General features: G+C 69.8%; 15 protein-coding genes. 10 read left to right on the forward strand and 5 right to left on the reverse strand.

Going from position 1 to position 16,329, the window contains the following annotated elements:
• The first annotated feature begins 14 nt into the window (after positions 1–14).
• The 4 genes from OHT57_RS29370 to OHT57_RS29385 all read left to right on the forward strand — a co-directional run bounded on the left by OHT57_RS29370 (position 15) and on the right by OHT57_RS29385 (position 4,618).
• Positions 15–1,901 carry a serine/threonine-protein kinase gene (locus OHT57_RS29370; RefSeq protein WP_328749553.1) on the forward strand — a complete coding sequence of 629 codons (1,887 nt, stop codon included), beginning with the start codon at positions 15–17 and terminating at the stop codon, positions 1,899–1,901.
• Between the two features lie 74 nt (positions 1,902–1,975).
• Positions 1,976–2,749 carry a prepilin peptidase gene (locus tag OHT57_RS29375; protein ID WP_328749554.1) on the forward strand — a complete coding sequence of 258 codons (774 nt, stop codon included), beginning with the start codon at positions 1,976–1,978 and terminating at the stop codon, positions 2,747–2,749.
• 71 nt (positions 2,750–2,820) lie between these two features.
• A complete protein-coding gene (gene mqnC, locus OHT57_RS29380; protein WP_328749556.1) occupies positions 2,821–4,020 on the forward strand; it encodes a cyclic dehypoxanthinyl futalosine synthase in 1,200 nt (399 codons plus the stop codon).
• A gap of 7 nt (positions 4,021–4,027) precedes the next feature.
• Positions 4,028–4,618 (forward strand): imidazolonepropionase-like domain-containing protein, encoded by a 591-nt coding sequence (locus tag OHT57_RS29385; protein WP_328749557.1) that lies wholly within the window; start codon positions 4,028–4,030, stop codon positions 4,616–4,618.
• An 11-nt stretch (positions 4,619–4,629) separates the two neighbouring features.
• On the opposite strand, the gene OHT57_RS29390 is transcribed toward OHT57_RS29385, so the two are convergent.
• Positions 4,630–5,658 carry a chitinase gene (locus OHT57_RS29390; protein WP_328749558.1) on the reverse strand — a complete coding sequence of 343 codons (1,029 nt, stop codon included), beginning with the start codon at positions 5,656–5,658 and terminating at the stop codon, positions 4,630–4,632.
• Positions 5,659–5,963: 305 nt separating this feature from the next.
• Here OHT57_RS29390 and OHT57_RS29395 point away from each other — a divergent pair, with 305 nt between their 5' ends.
• Genes OHT57_RS29395 through OHT57_RS29410 form a run of 4 tightly spaced genes read left to right on the forward strand, consistent with a single transcriptional unit; the run spans position 5,964 to position 10,652 of the window.
• Positions 5,964–6,353 carry a hypothetical protein gene (locus OHT57_RS29395; RefSeq protein WP_328749559.1) on the forward strand — a complete coding sequence of 130 codons (390 nt, stop codon included), beginning with the start codon at positions 5,964–5,966 and terminating at the stop codon, positions 6,351–6,353.
• Positions 6,354–6,367: 14 nt separating this feature from the next.
• Positions 6,368–8,650 (forward strand): bifunctional polysaccharide deacetylase/glycosyltransferase family 2 protein, encoded by a 2,283-nt coding sequence (locus tag OHT57_RS29400; RefSeq protein WP_328749560.1) that lies wholly within the window; start codon positions 6,368–6,370, stop codon positions 8,648–8,650.
• Positions 8,647–9,960 (forward strand): acyltransferase family protein, encoded by a 1,314-nt coding sequence (locus OHT57_RS29405; protein WP_328749561.1) that lies wholly within the window; start codon positions 8,647–8,649, stop codon positions 9,958–9,960. Before OHT57_RS29400 ends, OHT57_RS29405 begins: the two co-directional genes overlap by 4 nt.
• Positions 9,957–10,652 carry a demethylmenaquinone methyltransferase gene (locus OHT57_RS29410; protein WP_328749562.1) on the forward strand — a complete coding sequence of 232 codons (696 nt, stop codon included), beginning with the start codon at positions 9,957–9,959 and terminating at the stop codon, positions 10,650–10,652. The genes OHT57_RS29405 and OHT57_RS29410 overlap by 4 nt, the downstream gene beginning before the upstream one ends.
• A 37-nt stretch (positions 10,653–10,689) precedes the next feature.
• Here OHT57_RS29410 and OHT57_RS29415 read toward each other — a convergent pair whose 3' ends face one another.
• Positions 10,690–11,010, reverse strand: a complete 321-nt coding sequence (locus OHT57_RS29415; protein ID WP_328749563.1) for a PASTA domain-containing protein — start codon at positions 11,008–11,010, stop codon at positions 10,690–10,692.
• A gap of 110 nt (positions 11,011–11,120) precedes the next feature.
• Positions 11,121–11,645: a GNAT family N-acetyltransferase gene (locus OHT57_RS29420; protein ID WP_328749564.1), complete on the reverse strand. Its 525-nt coding sequence runs from the start codon at positions 11,643–11,645 to the stop codon at positions 11,121–11,123.
• A gap of 122 nt (positions 11,646–11,767) precedes the next feature.
• Between OHT57_RS29420 and OHT57_RS29425 the strand changes: the two genes are divergently transcribed.
• Positions 11,768–13,054: a geranylgeranyl reductase family protein gene (locus OHT57_RS29425; RefSeq protein ID WP_328749565.1), complete on the forward strand. Its 1,287-nt coding sequence runs from the start codon at positions 11,768–11,770 to the stop codon at positions 13,052–13,054.
• 105 nt (positions 13,055–13,159) lie between these two features.
• Here the strand turns inward: OHT57_RS29425 and def are convergent, their stop codons facing one another.
• Complete coding sequence (gene def / locus OHT57_RS29430; RefSeq protein WP_328749566.1) at positions 13,160–13,816, reverse strand: peptide deformylase; 657 nt, start codon at positions 13,814–13,816, stop codon at positions 13,160–13,162.
• A 610-nt stretch (positions 13,817–14,426) separates the two neighbouring features.
• A complete protein-coding gene (locus tag OHT57_RS29435) occupies positions 14,427–15,233 on the reverse strand; it encodes a C40 family peptidase (RefSeq protein WP_328749567.1) in 807 nt (268 codons plus the stop codon).
• A gap of 732 nt (positions 15,234–15,965) precedes the next feature.
• Here OHT57_RS29435 and OHT57_RS29440 point away from each other — a divergent pair.
• Entirely contained in the window at positions 15,966–16,325 is a 360-nt protein-coding gene (locus OHT57_RS29440; RefSeq protein WP_007383963.1) for an NADH-quinone oxidoreductase subunit A, read from the forward strand.
• Positions 16,326–16,329 lie beyond the last annotated feature (4 nt).

Here is a 16,329-nt window from a genome sequence, read left to right on the forward strand (position 1 = left end):
ATGGGGGAGGCAGCATGCAGCCGCTGGGCATCGACGAGCCCACCGTCGTGGGGCCCTACCGGCTGCTCGGCCGGCTGGGTTCCGGCGGCATGGGCCGGGTCTACCTCGGCCGCAGCGCCGGGGGCCGCACGGTCGCCGTCAAGATCGTGCACCCGCACTTCGCGCTCGACGAGGAGTTCCGCGCCCGTTTCCGGCGCGAGGTCGACGCGGCACGCAGGGTGGGCGGCGCGTGGACGGCGCCCGTCCTGGACGCGGACCCGGAGGCGGCGGTGCCCTGGGTCGCCACGGGGTACGCGGCGGGGCCCTCGCTGGCAGCCGCGGTCGCGGACGGGGGACCGCTGCCCGAGCATTCCGTACGGGTCCTGGGGGCCGGCCTCGCCGAGGCGCTGACGGCCGTCCACGACCTGGGACTCGTCCACCGGGACGTCAAGCCCTCCAACGTCCTGCTCACGGTCGACGGCCCCCTCCTCATCGACTTCGGCATCGCCCGCGCCACGGACGGCACCGCGTCCCTGACCTCGACCGGCGTCTCCATCGGCTCGCCCGGCTACATGTCCCCCGAGCAGATCCTGAGCCGGGGTGTGTCGGGCGCGGCGGACGTCTTCTCGCTGGGTGCGGTACTGGCGTTCGCGGCGGCGGGGACACCGCCCTTCCCGGGGGACTCCTCGGCCTCCCTCCTCTACAAGGTGGTGCACGAGGAGCCCGAACTCGGATCGCTGAGCGGGGAGTTGCGGGAGGTCGTGGAGGCCTGCCTGGTCAAGTCGCCGCAGGACCGGCCGACTCCGGGCGAGGTGGCCCGGCGGCTCGCTCCGGAGGGGGCGGCACGTCTGGTGGCGGCGGGGTGGCTGCCGGGGGCGCTGGTCGAGCAGGTGGGACGCAGTGCCGTACAGCTGCTGAATCTGGAGGCGGTGGGCGAACAGCCTTCGGGGCCGGTGGGGTTCAGCAGTCCCTCGGTGGGCGGGGGTTCGGCGGGAACCTCGGACGCGTTCGGGGCGTCCGGTTCGTTCGGGTCGTCCGGCGCGTTCGGGCCGCCGCCCGTGATGCCGGTGGTGTCCGCGGGGGCGCCTCCGGCCCCGGCCGCCGGGCCTCCGGCGTATCCGGTCACGCCGCCGGCCTTCACGGCTGGGTCCTTCGTGCCCGAGCCCAGGGACGCGGCGCCGCAGGAAGGCGTGGCGCACGAGACGGTGGTGCCCTCCGACCGGCACCCCGGCTCCGGCTCCGGCTCCGGTCTCGGCTCCGGTCCCGGAAAGCTCTCCGTGTCCGTGGCCGCCACCTCCACTGCCGGTGACAACGGCCGTGGCCGTCGGCTGAGTTGCACCGTGGCGCTCGCGGTCGCGGGGGCGCTGGCCGCGGTGACCGTGGGGTCGGTGTTCGTGTTCGATCTGCTGCCGGGCCGGGGGGACGACGACTCGGCGAGTTCCGCACCCGGCAACGACTCCTACTCCTCGGCGCCGACCTCCTCGTCCACGGCCTCCGCGCCCTCGGATTCCTCCACTTCGGTGCCCGTCCCCTCGACCGTCCCGTCCAGCGCGTCGGCGGGCGGGCCCGCCGCGGTTCCCGCCCGCTATCTCGGCACCTGGGAGGGCCAGGGCAGCGGCCTCGACGGAGCCCTGCCCATGGGGACCTTCCGGATCACCGTCAAACAGGTCGGTGTCGGTGAGGAGTTGGGCCGACTGCGGCAGACCGACGTGATCGGCGCGATCTGCACCGACGTCCTCACGCTGAAGAAGGTCACGGACACCGAGCTCGTCACCACGGCCGTCGGTGCGAAGGACAACCACGCGGGCTGCAACCCCACCGCCCACACCGTCCGCCTCACCGCGGCCGGCGACGACCTGAAGTACACGTCGGAGAGCGAGGCGGAGGGGTATCCCGAGGCGCGGATGTCCAAGGTGGGATAGCGCGCGAACCCGCGTGGAGCCGTGGCTGGGTACGCTCTCGCCATGCCGCGACCCCGACGCCGTACCGCGCACACGTGACCGCGCTGCTCGTCGCCCTGGCCGCGGTGTGGGGTGCGGGCGCGGGGGCGCTTCTGCCGAGGGCGGCGTACCGGTTCTCCGTTCCGCAGGAGGAGGACTGGCGCGCCCTCTGCCCCGGTGGGCATCCCCTGCCCGGGTGGCTCGGACGGGGGCGGTGCGCGCGATGCGCGGCACGGACGGCGGGGGCGGTCGTGACCGAAGACGCCGAAGTGCCGCCGCCCCCGGTGTACGGCCCTCGCACCCCCCTGGTCTCCCTCGCCACCGCCCTCCTCTGCGCGGTGCTCGCCCTCGCCACGGACACCCGGCCCGAGCTCGCCGTCTGGCTGCTGCTCACCCCTGTCGGTGTGCTGCTCGCCCTCGTCGACCTGCGGGTGCGCCGGTTGCCGGACCTGCTGACGCTGCCCCTCGCGGGTGCCGCCCTCGCACTGCTCGGGGCGGTCGCGCTGGTCCCCGAGCACACGGGGGACTGGCCGAGAGCACTGTGGGCCGCACTCGTGCTCGGCGCCTTCTACTACGTGCTGTGGCGGCTGAACCCCGGCGGAATGGGCTTCGGCGACGTGAAACTGGCCCTCGGGGCAGGGGCGGTCCTGGGGTGGTACGGCTGGGACACCCTGCTGTTGGGGACCTTCGCCGGGTTCCTGCTCGGCGCGCTCTGCGGCGGTGTCCTCGTCCTCGTGGGGAAGGCTGGCCGCAAGACGGCGATCCCGTTCGGGCCGTTCCTGATCGCGGGGGCGTACGCGGGGCTGCTGGTCGGCGCGTACACGGCCTGACGGCGGGGTTGTCGGAGCGCTGGCGTAGGCTGGCGTGGTCCGTCCGAACCCTTGACGAAAGGCACGCCCCGGTGACCGAGAAGGCCGACCTTCAGTCCGTCCTCGACCGTGCCGCCGAGGGCGGGCGCATCACGGCGGAGGAGGCGCTCGACCTCTACCGCGACGCCCCGCTGCACGCGCTGGGCGCCGCAGCCGACGCCGTGCGCCGCCGTCGGTACGCGGGTACGGAGCACATCGCGACGTACATCATCGAGCGGAACATCAACTACACGAACGTATGCGTCACGGCGTGCAAGTTCTGTGCCTTCTACGCCGCGCCCAAGGATAAGGCCAAGGGCTGGACCCGCGAGCTCGACGACATCCTGCGCCGGTGCGCGGAGACCGTCGAACTCGGCGGCACGCAGATCATGTTCCAGGGCGGACACCACCCGGACTTCGGCGTCGAGTACTACGAACAGCACTTCTCCGCCATCAAGAAGGACTTCCCGCAGCTGGTGATCCACTCGCTGGGCGCGTCCGAGGTCGAGCACATGGCGAGGATCTCGAAGGTCTCGGTCGAGGAGGCGATCCAGCGGATCCACGCCGCCGGCCTGGACTCCTTCGCGGGCGCCGGCGCGGAGCTCCTTCCCGCGCGCCCCCGCAAGGCCATCGCCCCGCTGAAGGAGTCCGGCGAGCGCTGGCTGGAGATCATGGAGGCCGCGCACAACCTGGGCGTGGAATCGACCTCCACCATGCTGATGGGCACCGGCGAGACCAACGCCGAGCGCATCGAACACCTGCGGATGATCCGCGACGTACAGGACCGGACGGGCGGCTTCCGCGCGTTCATCCCGTACACCTACCAGCCGGAGAACAACCACCTGAAGGGCCGCACCCAGGCCACGCTCTTCGAGTACCTCCGGATGATCGCGATCGCCCGTCTGTTCATGGACAACATCGCCCACATCCAGGGCTCCTGGCTGACCACCGGCAAGGAGGTCGGCCAACTCTCCCTGCACTACGGCGCGGACGACCTCGGCTCGATCATGCTGGAGGAGAACGTCGTCTCCAGCGCGGGTGCCAAGCACCGCTCCAACCGTATGGAGATCATCGACCTCATCCGCAAGGCGGACCGTGTCCCGGCCCAGCGGACCACGACGTACGAGCACATCGTCGTGCACGACGACCCGGCGAACGACCCGGTGGACGAGCGGGTCATGTCCCACATCTCCTCCACGGCGATCGCGGGCGGCACGGCCCACCCCGAGCTGAAGATCCTCGCCTCCAACTAGGCCCGCCTTGACCACCATTCACGCCGCCGACCTCCTGATCCCGGGAGGCGGACAGCCGTCGCTGCCCGGCGGGGCGGTCCTGGTCGAGGGGCGCGAGATCGCGGCCGTCGCGGCGTACGAGGACCTGGCGGCCGCCCACCCGACGGCACGGGTGCGTCGCTGGCCGGGAGTTCTCACCCCGGGCCTGGTGAACCCCTACGGCCCCGAACTCCTCGAACAGGCCTACCACCCGGACCCGCGCGAGGAGCTGGGCAGCGAGCCGATCTCGGGCGAAGCCCTCGCGGCTCTCGGCATGACCGACGTCAGGTGGGGCGCGAGTGCGCGGCGGGGCGTGCAGCGGATGCTGGCGCACGGGTGCGTCGCGGTGGCGGGTGCGCTGTGGCGCCCCATGGTGATCGACGCCGTACGCCGGTCGGGCCTGACTGTCGAGCAGCGGTTCGCGGATCCGGCGGGCCCGCCTTCACTCGCTGCCCCGGGGGCCTTCGCAATCGCTCTGCAGCCCCGGACCGAGGCGACGTTCGCGGTCTTCGAAACTGCGGAGACGAAGGCCTGCGTGGCCACGGTGATCAAGGGTCGCCTGGTGCACCGGCGCAAGTAGGTGTCCGGAACTCAACCGGACAATGCCACCCCGAACGCCCCGGCGTCCTGAGAGACCCCGCTGCAGTTGGTCAGCGCGTCGTCCTCGTCGGCGTCTCCCTTCTGGCACTGCTGATCCCGGAACGTCGACCACATCGACACCCACGCCACCTCCTTCGACTCCGCGAACTCCCGCATCTGCGCCGCGTCGGACAACGTGAACGTCTCCCCGGCCACGTCGTTCGTCCCGATCATCGAGGTGAGCGCCAGAGCCCGCCACGCGACGGCGTCCGACGTGCCGAAGACCGATTTCAGCTGAGCCTGCGCCGCCTTCGCGGAGGTGATCGCGTAGTCCCCCATGTCCCCGTCGTACGACTCCCCGTAGTTCATCGTCATGATGTTGACGGTCGACACCTGGACCGACTTGTCGTTCGCGGACTCCAGCAGCGCCACGCTGTCGTCGTCGAGCCCGGAGGGCATCACGGGCAGCGTGAACGAGACGGTGAGGTCGGTGCGTTGCTTCTGCAGCAGCGCGATCGCCTCGGACCGCAGCTCCACCGAGTCGGAGTCGGTGAGCGTGTCCCCCTCGATGTCGAAGTCGGCGAGGGAGGACCCGGCCGCGTCCAGGGCGGTGCCGTACGCCGCGGCCAGCTTCGTCACACTGGAGCACGTCTCGGCCAGTTCCTTCCCCGAGGCCCCGCCGAAGGAGACCCGGACCTGCGCGCCGTCCTTCTTCAGCGCGCTGATGCGGGACGCGACGGAGGAGTCGCCGATGGCGTTCGAGTCGTTCCACTGGGGCGTGCAGGCGCTGCCCTTGGCGATCACGAACGCGAGGTTGTACACCGAGGGTGAGCCGGCGGAGTCGTTGCCGGAGGCCTCGTCGGCGCTCACGTACGGGGCGTACGAGGTGCTGGACGACGCCTCCTGCGAGGCGGTCGCCGACGCCTGCCCGGAGGGACTCGCGCCGCTTTGCCGTTCGGGCTCGGACTTCGCGGAACACCCCGTGGTGGCCAGGGCAAACAGACAAATGAGCCCGAACGTCGGCCTCAGGAAACGCCGCATTGCTCATGCACCAGCTCTCGTGATGTTCGTCTCAGGACGGAAACAAGGCCTCATTCAAAGGGAGAACGTCTCATACAAGGCCGGTGTTCAAAGCGACAGTCGATACATAGCGAATCCATGGGAGGCATCGCGCGAATCCGGCCAACCGGGCGAACTGAATAGGGTATTCGGCACACTTCCCTCCATGGTGACCTGCGCAGGTGTTCGGAAAATCTCTCAGGGAAATGACAGGTTAAGGCGTTTCTCATATGCCTCTCACAAGAAGAACGGTTTCGGTCACATAAAGACTCCTTAACGTCTGCGGAATGCATTCCGAGCCTGCCATCGAAAGCCGCGCCGACGTGCGCGGTCGCCGCCGCAAACGCGGTAACGAGTCCGCCGACGGTCCCGTGTTCGTTGACAACTCCGGGCGCCGCTCCAGGACGCTGCGCCGGATCGGCCTTCTCCTCGGCGTCCTGTCCCTCGGCTACGCCGTCGTGCTGGGCCTGGCCTTCATGGGCATCGGCGTGTCCACCACGTCGCTGGTGCCCTTCGGCAACGGAGGGCCCGGCGGGCCCGGCGGGTCCTCGGACTCCGGCCCCCGCGGCATCCGGCCGCAGGGCGGGATCGGCACCCCCCGGGCCCTGCCCACCGGTACTCCGCCCACGGGCGCCGCCCCGACCGCTTCCCCGACCGCCTCCGCGGCCTCCAACTGACCGAAGGCCACCTCATGTCCACGACGACGTCCTCACGCGGCCGCCGGCGCGCCCCCACCCGCATGGAGCGGGCCGCGGGCAAAGCCGCGGCGCTGCAGAAACCGCGGGTCATCCTCGCCCTGCTTCTCCTGCTCGGGCTGACCAGCGTCATGCTGCTCGACGGTTATCTGCGCGCCGAGGTCGGCGGCGACCAGCGCGTGCGCGACGGCGCCAGCGGCAGCAAGGTCCCCGACAAGATCCTCAACGGCGGGCCGATCATCAGCTTCCGCGGCGGTCAGGCCACCACGACCTCCGTCCCGGCCAAGACGATCGCCCTCACCTTCGACGACGGCCCGAACCCGACGTACACCCCCCAGGTCCTGAAGATCCTGGAGAAGTACGACGTCCCGGCCACCTTCTTCGTGGTGGGCTCGATGGTCTCGCGCTACCCGTCGATCGTGGCCGACATGGTCGACCAGGGCAACGAGGTGGGCATCCACACCTTCACCCACGTCGACCTCTCCTACCAGAGCGACGCCCGTATCCGGCGGGAGATGACCCAGACGCAGCTCGCCCTCGCGGGCGCGGCCGGCATCACCACCACGCTGTTCCGGGCGCCGTACTCCTCGGAGACGGACGCCATCGACAACTACAGCTGGCCCGTCTACGAGAAGCTCGGCGAGGAGGGCTACATCAGCGTTTTCGTCGACACCGACAGCGACGACTGGAAGAAGCCGGGCGTCTCGAAGATCGTCAAGTGGGCCACGCCGTCCGGGACTTCGGGGGCCGCCGTGCTGATGCACGACGCCGGAGGCAACCGCGACCAGACGATGAAGGCGCTGCCCGCGTACATCGAGAAGATGAAGGCGAAGGGCTACACCTTCACCACCGTCAGCGGTGTCCTGGAAACGCAGAACACGGCCGCGCGGGCGGGACGGCAGGCGAACGCCCCGGCCGGCGCCACAGGCGGGCAGCTCCAGGGCGTGAACCAGAACGGCACCGACCGCCTCCAGGCCGCGCACCGCGAGGCCACCGGCACGACCCTCTACGAGGGCAAGGCGCTCGTCGCCGCCGTCGCCGTGGCCGAGTGGACGGTGCCCGCGCTGTCGGTCGGACTCGTGATCGTGGGCGTGGCCGTCATGGGCCGGTTCGGGATGATGCTGATCCTCGCCCGCCGTCACTACGGACAGCGCAACAGACGCCGCTTCAGCTGGGGGCCCACGGTCACCCGGCCGGTGACGGTGATCGTCCCGGCGTACAACGAGAAGGAGTGCATCGCCAACACCCTGGAGTCGTTGTCGAGGAGCACCCACCCGATCGAGATCATCGTCGTCGACGACGGCTCCTCGGACGGCACCTCCGAGATCTCGCGTGAGGCGGCCCGGGCCCTCGGCATGACGAACGTGCGGGTCATCCGCCAGGAGAACGCGGGCAAGCCGGCCGCCCTCAACAACGGTGTCCGCAACGCCAGTTACGACATCGTCATCATGATGGACGGCGACACCGTCTTCGAACCGGACGCCGTGCACCAGCTGGTGCAGCCCTTCGCCGACCCCGGGATCGGCGCGGTCGCCGGCAACGCCAAGGTCGGCAACCGCGACACGGTCATCGGGGCCTGGCAGCACATCGAGTACGTGATGGGCTTCAACCTCGACCGCCGGATGTACGACCTGCTGCGCTGCATGCCCACCATCCCGGGCGCGATCGGCGCGTTCCGCCGCGAGGCGGTCCTCCAGGTCGGCGGCATGAGCGAGGACACCCTCGCCGAGGACACCGACATCACCATCGCGATGCACCGCGCGGGCTGGCGGGTCGTCTACCAGGAGCACGCGCGCGCGTGGACCGAGGCGCCCGGCTCCCTCAAGCAGCTGTGGTCACAGCGGTACCGGTGGTCGTACGGCACCATGCAGGCGCTGTGGAAGCACCGCAAGTCCCTCACCGACAAGGGTCCTTCGGGCCGCTTCGGGCGGGTCGGCATGCCGCTGGTGGTGATCTTCCAGATCGTCACGCCGGTCTTCGCACCGCTGATCGACGTGTTCACCGCCTACTCGATGATCTTCGTCGACTTCCAGGCGGCGCTGTACGCGTGGCTGGCGGTCCTCGGAATCCAGCTCGTGTGCGCGGCGTACGCCTTCAAGCTGGACAAGGAGAAGTACCGCTATCTGCTGATGATGCCGCTCCAGCAGCTGGCCTACCGCCAGATGATGTACCTCGTCCTCATCCACTCCTGCATCACCGCCCTCACCGGCGGCCGGCTGCGCTGGCAGAAACTGAAGCGGACCGGCGAGGTCGGCACCCCGGCGGGGGCCGGCCGATGAGCTGGGAGGAGCAGGGCCATCGGCACCAGGGGTACGCCCAGGAGTACGGGTACCCGGGGTACGCACCGCAGCCGTACGCACCCCAGCCGTATCCGCAGGAGCTGTATCCGCAAGAGCCGTATCCGCAGGAGTACGTAGACCACGGCTCCTACGTGCACCCCCTGCCGGTGGTGGAGCCGGAGCCGGAGCCACCGGTTCCCGTTGCCCCCGCTGACGCCGAGGTGGAGGAGGAGAAGCCTCCGCCTCGGCCCCCGGGCCGTGACCGCTACTTCGACACCCTGCGGGCCGTCGCCCTGATCAGGGTCGTCGGCTATCACACCTTCGGGTGGGCCTGGGCCGGCATGGTGTTCCCCTCCATGGGGGTCATGTTCGGCCTGGCCGGCTCGCTGATGGCGAAGTCCCTGGAGCGGCCGGCGCTCACGGTGGTCAGGAGCCGGATGCGCAGGCTGCTGCCGCCGTTCTGGTTCTGGGGCGTCTTCGTGGTCCTCGCGATGCTGGTCCACGACTGGATGCCGGGCTGGCAGATCGTCTTCTGGGTCGTGCCGCTCGGCGATCCGCCGGGCAACCAGTGGGGCATGCAGGCCTGGGAGATCCTCTGGTACCTGCGGACGTACCTCTGGTTCGTCCTGCTCTCGCCGCTCCTGCTGAAGGTGTTCCGGCTCGCCCCGGTACCGGTCCTGCTGCTGTCCCTGGCCCCGATCGTGGCCTTCCACTTCCTCTGGGAGCCGCCGGAGGGCCGCCTCGGCAGCGCGCTGACCGACCTCGCCACCTTCCTGTTCTGCTGGATCCTCGGCTTCGCCCACCGCGACGGGGTCCTGGAGCGGCTGAAACCGGCGGCGATCGTCGTGCTCTCGCTCGCCGCGATCGGGTACGGCGGCTGGTACGCCTTCACGCACCAGGCCGAGACCGGGTCGTACGACCTCGACGACATCCCGCTCGCGCAGGCCTTCTGGTCGGCCGGGTACGTGACGCTCCTGATGTGGGCCAAGTCGTACTTCGGGATCGACTTCGCGTGGCTCACCCGCTTCCGGCGGACCGACCGGGTCGTCACGGTCTTCAACTCCCGCGCGGTGACGATCTACCTGTGGCACGAGATCGCGCTGATCCTCGCCGTGCCGCTGATCGACCAGTTCTGGAACGTGCCCGCGTTCGAGAAGTGGCTGCCGCTGGAGAGCCAGTGGTTCATGTTCGGGATCGGCTGGATCCTGATCGCCGTGTTCGTGCTGGTGTGCGGGTGGGTGGAGGACGTGGCCGGGAAGAAGAAGCCGCAGCTTCTTCCGGGAGGGCGGCCTGCAAGAATGGGCCCGTGACCCGCGCCTCCCTGAACAAGCAGCCGCACGAAGTCGCCTCGATGTTCGACGACGTGGCGGAACGGTACGACCTGACGAACGACGTGCTCTCGCTCGGCCAGGACCGGGTGTGGCGCAAGGAGGTCGCCCGTGCCGTCGACGCCCGCCCCGCCCAGAAGATCCTGGACCTGGCGGCGGGCACGGCCACCTCGTCGCTGCCCTTCGCCCGCACCGGCGCCTACGTCGTGCCCTGCGACTTCTCCCTCGGCATGCTCCAGGTCGGCAAGCGGAAGCAGACCTGGCTGCCGTTCACCGCGGGCGACGCGACACGGCTGCCCTTCCGGAACGACGTCTTCGACGCGGTCACGATCTCCTTCGGGCTGCGCAACGTCCAGGACACCGACGCCGCGCTGCGCGAGATGTACCGGGTGACCAAGCCCGGCGGCCGCGTCGTGATCTGCGAGTTCTCGCACCCGACCTGGGCGCCCTTCAGGACCGTCTACACCGAGTACCTGATGCGCGCCCTGCCGCCGGTCGCCCGGAGCGTGTCCTCCAACCCCGACGCGTACGTCTACCTCGCCGAGTCCATCCGCGCCTGGCCGAACCAGCCGGCCCTGGCGGAGCGACTCCAGAAGGCGGGCTGGTCGAAGGTGGCGTGGCGGAACCTGACGGGCGGAATCGTGGCGCTGCACCGGGGCGTCAAGGACAGCTGAGCCCCCGCCGCGGTCCGGTCGGTGTCAGCCGTCCGCGTCAGCCGAAGCCCGTCGTGCAGCGTACGGCGTACGGGTCGCCCGGCTCGTCCAGTTCGCGCTGGAAGCCGCCGCTCGGAGGCCTCGGAACGCGCGGCTCGCGGATGCCTCCGCCGCCCTCACCGGGACCGAGCTCGAACCAGACGTACACCACCGAGTCCCGCGGCACCTCCGCACCGGCCTGCGGGTACTGGCGTACGACATAGTCGACGACGGCCAGGTGGAAGTCCTTGCGATCCGGCGCGCTGACGAACAGACCCTGCGCCTGGGCCGCCTCGCGCGCGTCCATGGCCATCAGACCGACCAGACGAGGTACGCGCACCTCGGGCTTCTTGGGTGTTATGCGCACAGATGTCACCCCCAGCGGTACTGGCAGGGTAACTCCGGCTCCGTACCGGCCGGAAGCGCCGGGTGCTCTTCTGTAGCAGACGGCTACCGTGCGTGACCTCTTCGGAGATCGAGCCGGTAGCAGTGGCCGTCCCGCGCACCGCCGGGCGTCGTGAACACCTCCGCGAGCCGCATCCCCAGCCGTTCGGTCACCGCGATCGACCGTGCGTTGCCGGCGAGGACCATCGCCACCACCTCCGGCACCCCGGCCGCCCTGACCCGTTCCAGCGTCATCTGCGCGGCCGTGGTGGCGTACCCCCTGCCCCAGTACTCCCGCCCGAGCCGCCAGCCGATCTCGATCTCGCCCGTGGGTCCCCAGTCCCGCGGCCACGGCTGGGCACCGGTGAAGCCGATGACCCGTCCGGTCTCGTCGACCATGCTCCACAGACAGAAACCCCGCTCGGCGTCGTGCCGGCGCTGCCGCGCGGTGAGCTCCTCGTAGACGGACAGCTCCGCGGACCGGCCGCCGTGGAACTCCATGACGTCCGGGTCGTCGAAGAGCCGGTGCCAGGCGATCGCGTCCTCGTCGGTGGGGACACGCAGCCGTACCACGGGCAGAGCTCGGTTCACTGGGGCAGCCCTTCAGCCGGGTGATCAATTCTGCTGAATAGACTGCCCATGTCCAGTGCCGGTCGGCACGCAGATTCCGAACTTGATTCCGAACTTGATTCCGAGCTTGGGGAGATCCCGTCGTGACCGAGCCCCTGTCCGAGAACACCGCCGATGTCATCGTCGTCGGCGCGGGGCCGGCCGGCTCCACGACCGCGTACTACCTCGCCAAGGCCGGACTCGACGTACTCCTGCTGGAGAAGACCGAGTTCCCGCGCGAGAAGGTCTGCGGCGACGGCCTCACCCCGCGCGCCACCAAACAGCTCGTGGCCATGGGCATCGACATCTCGGAAGAGGCCGGCTGGCTCCGGAACAAGGGCCTTCGCATCATCGGCGGAGGGGTGCGCCTCCAGCTCGACTGGCCGGTTCTCGCCTCCTTCCCCGACTACGGCCTCGTCCGCAAGCGCGACGACTTCGACGAGCAGCTCGCCCGCCAGGCCCAGAAGGCGGGGGCCAGGCTGTTCGAGCGCTGCAACGTCGGTGCCCCGATCATCGACGACCGCACCGGCCGCATCACGGGCGTCCACGCGAAACTGGGCGAGGACAAGCGCGAAGTCACCTTCACCGCGCCCCTCGTGGTCGCCGCCGACGGCAACTCGACCCGGCTCTCCCTCGCGATGGGCCTGCACCGCCGCGAGGACCGCCCGATGGGCGTCGCCGTACGGACGTACTTCGAGAGCCCCCGCCACGAGGACGACTACCTGGAGTCCTGGCTGGAGCTGTGGGACCGCCGCGGCCCTGGCGAGGACCGCCTCCTGCCCGGCTACGGCTGGATCTTCGGTATGGGCGACGGCACGTCCAACGTCGGCCTCGGCGTGCTGAACACCTCCGGCTCCTTCAAGGAGCTCGACTGGCGCGAGGTGCTGAAGGCCTGGTGCGCGTCCATGCCGGAGGACTGGGGCTACACCCCCGAGAACATGACAGGACCGATCCGCGGTGCCGCCCTGCCGATGGCCTTCAACCGCCAGCCCCACTACACGAAGGGGTTGTTGTTGGTCGGCGACGCCGGCGGCCTGGTGAACCCCTTCAACGGCGAGGGCATCGCCTACGCCATGGAGTCCGGCCAGATCGCCGCCGACGTCATCGTCCAGGCCCAGGCGCGGTCCACTCCCGCGGGGCGTGAGATGGCCCTGCAGCGCTATCCGCGCGTGCTGAAGGACACCTACGGCGGTTACTACACGCTGGGCCGCGCCTTCGTGAAGCTCATCGGCAACCCGAAGGTCATGAAGATCGCGGCCCAGCGCGGCCTGACCCACCCGCTGCTCATGAAGTTCACGCTGAAGATGCTCGCCAACCTCACCGACCCCACGGGCGGCGACGCGATGGACCGGATCATCAACGGGCTGAGCAAGGTGGCGCCGAAGGCGTGACGTGAGCCCCTGCGCGGGAGCACCCTGGAGAGATGGACGCAGGGGTCGCTCTACCCGTCTTCGTCATCCTCATCGCGGTGTCCGTGTGGGCGCTGGTCCGCTCCCTCAGGCGCTGACGGTGCCCTGGCTGCCCTGACTGCCGTTCAGCGCCTCGATGTTGGCCGCCCGGCGGGCGAACACCTCGTCCCGCCGGTCCGCCACCTGCCGCAGCGCCTCCTTCCGCTCGCGCTTGGACAGCCGGTCCAGATACACGTGCCCGTTCACATGGTCGGTCTCGTGCGCCAGACAGCGCGCGAAATACCCGGTCCCCTCGATCACGAGCGGCTCGCCGTCCCTGTCGACCCCGCGCACCACGGCCCGGTCCGGACGCGGTACGTCCATCACGGCGCCCGGCACCGACAGGCACCCCTCGCTCTCGTCGAGCAGCCTGCGCCCGGCCGGGGCGAGCTGTTCCAGCACCGGGTTCACGACATGCCCGACATGCCGGACGCCGTCGTCGTCCGGGCAGTCGTAGACGAACAGCCGCAGGCCGACGTCGACTTGGTTGGCCGCGAGGCCCGCCCCTTCCGCGATGTACATCGTCAGGAACATGTCGTCGATCAGCGCGGCGAGATCGGGCCCGAACTCGGTCACGTCCCGGCACGGCTTGTGCAGGACCTCCTCGCCGACCTCGGTGACACGCCGGACCCGCCCACGCCGGGCCTCGGGCGCGAGCCGCGGATACGAGTCGGTGGGCCTGCCCTGGACGAACACACTGGGCATGGTGACTTCTCCTGTCTGCCGGGGAACATGGGCGCGGCGAGCAGGACGCCGGGCCCGTGACGCTTCCGGCCACCGGGCCCCTCCCTGCCCTCCGCCGCCCATGACAACAGAACACATCCAACAACCCCGGCGACAGACAGACCACACTCGCGGACGGCTCCGCCAGGTGGGGTCGGGGAGTGAAGCCCGGCCGTGCGCGGCGGCGTTGCGCAGGCGCAGTTCCGGGGGCACGGGGGATCTCCCGCGCGGCGACGGCGACGGGTGCGCCCGGTGTGGCCTCTTCGTGACCGACCCCGAAGGGGGCAAGTCCGGCATTACGTACGGCGGGACGCCCTCGCGGGGCGAGGAATCGCCCCGGCCGGCTCATGGGCCCGGCGACGAGGGGCCTGGGCGGCCCCGCTCCGCGCGACCGCGGCCTACCGCCTCGTCCACCCCGCGCGTCACTCCACAACCGCTCCACGGCGCGCACAGCGATCCCGGCTCGGCGCGGGCCGGTTCGCGGGCCGGCTTCGCCCAACACGGCCGAACCGGGGTTGGTTTCGGCCGGTATGTGCCGGAAGGGCCGCTGCCCCCGAGCGGCTGCGGCCCTTACCGAGCTGGACTACCGGTGTCAGAGCACCCGCACCGCGCCGGTCGGCGGGTCGTAGGACAGCGGCTTCTCGGCGACACCCGTCGAGGGGTTCTGCGCGCCGACGAACATGCCGTCACCGACGTACACCGCCACGTGGTACGCGCTGCCCGCGCTGCCCCAGTACAGGATGTCGCCCGGCTGCAGGTTGCTCAGCGAGACCTGGGTGCCGGCGGTCGACTGGTCCTGCGAGACGCGGGGCAGGTCGACCCCGATCTGGGCGAACGCGGCCTGGACGAGCCCGGAGCAGTCCCACGAGTTGGGGCCCGTGCCGCCGGAGACGTAGGCGTCACCGACCTGTGCCTTCACGAAGGCGAGGACGGCCGCGGCCGAACCGGTGGCCGTGGACGAGCTCGTGGAGACACTGGTGCTCGCCGAGGCGGACAGGGTGGACCGGGCGGAGCTGCGCGAGGCGGCTTCCTCGGCGGCGGCCTTGCGTGCCGCCTCGGCCTTCTTCTTGGCCTCAGCCTTCTTCTTGGCCTGGGCGAGGTCCGCCTTGGCCTGCTTCGCGGCATTCGCGGCAGCCGTGTCGCGCTCGGCCTGCAGCTGGTAGTTGGCGGCTGCCTGCTGCATCGCGTCGGCGGACTCGGCGACCTGGCTTCCCAGATCGGCCGACAGGGCGGGCAGTTCGAGGGTCTGCGTCGTCGACTCGGCGGCGAACGCCGAAGCCGACGCGCCCGCCGCCGCCATGCTGAGTACGCCACCGGCGACGCCGGCGCGCACGGCGATGGAAGTCGTCGCGCTGCGGCGGGGTTTCCGGTGGCTGCGTATGTGAGCGGTGTGGGACATGAGAACAAGCGGTATCAGGGGCTCCTCCATACCTTCAAGAAACGTGTGCTGCGCCACAATTGTTCAACGGGTGGCCCCAATCTCCGGTGTGTGTCTCTTTATTGACGCCGTAACGGACATTGCGGACGCGGGTGATCAAGCCCGTGATCATGGTCTTTCGCTGTTACGCCCGAATTGCCCGGCACCTACCATCGGTTGAGACGGATGGCCAAGCCCCGCTCTTAGGGAGCCCTCACGCATGTGGCGGAGGTCACGCAACGGTTACGGCAGCGGCTGCGTCCGACGCGGCCGGCGCTCGTGAATGTGTGCACGCGTCCACATCCGTCCTCACGTCTCGCCCTGATGTGTGAACGCGGTCCACTACCAAGCGCATGCGTCCAGCACCAATTTGCATGCAGAGGAAGCCTCTTGATATTGAGACGCCTCTCTTACCTGCGCCGACTGGCGAAAATGTCACCTCTGGTGATCACTCGGACGCTTCACGTGTGAAGATCACCGCTGATCCGGCTTCATGATCCTTCGTCGGGTGGTGGAGATCACAAAGCTTGTGCAATACCCCGTGTCGCAGATCACAGACCGGCGGGCATAAGATGCGGGTCAGTTGGGCTTGTGACCTGCTTCACATGTTCGCGATCTTCGTCGGAACGGGCGGAGGTCAGAAGGACGTGAGAGTCGGGTGTGAGTCCGATGCCATCGCCAGCAGTCAGTGCCGACTGAGAGGAGCGAGGAGCGGTGAACGCTTATGCGCCCATCCTCGTACTGGGAGCACTCGGGGCAGGCTTTGCGATCTTCTCCGTGGTCATGGCCACGCTGATCGGTCCGAAGCGCTACAACCGGGCCAAGCTCGAGGCCTACGAGTGCGGGATCGAGCCGACCCCCACGCCGGCCGGCGGCGGACGATTCCCCATCAAGTACTACCTGACGGCGATGCTCTTCATCGTCTTCGACATCGAGATCGTCTTCCTCTACCCCTGGGCCGTCACCTTCGACGCCCTGGGTGTTTTCGGGCTCGTGGAGATGCTGCTCTTCGTGCTCACCGTCTTCGTCGCCTACGCGTACGTATGGCGGCGGGGCGGTCTGGAATGGGACTGAGGGG

Origin of the sequence: Streptomyces sp. NBC_00285 (genome assembly GCF_036174265.1) — a bacterium.
Lineage (GTDB): Bacteria > Actinomycetota > Actinomycetes > Streptomycetales > Streptomycetaceae > Streptomyces.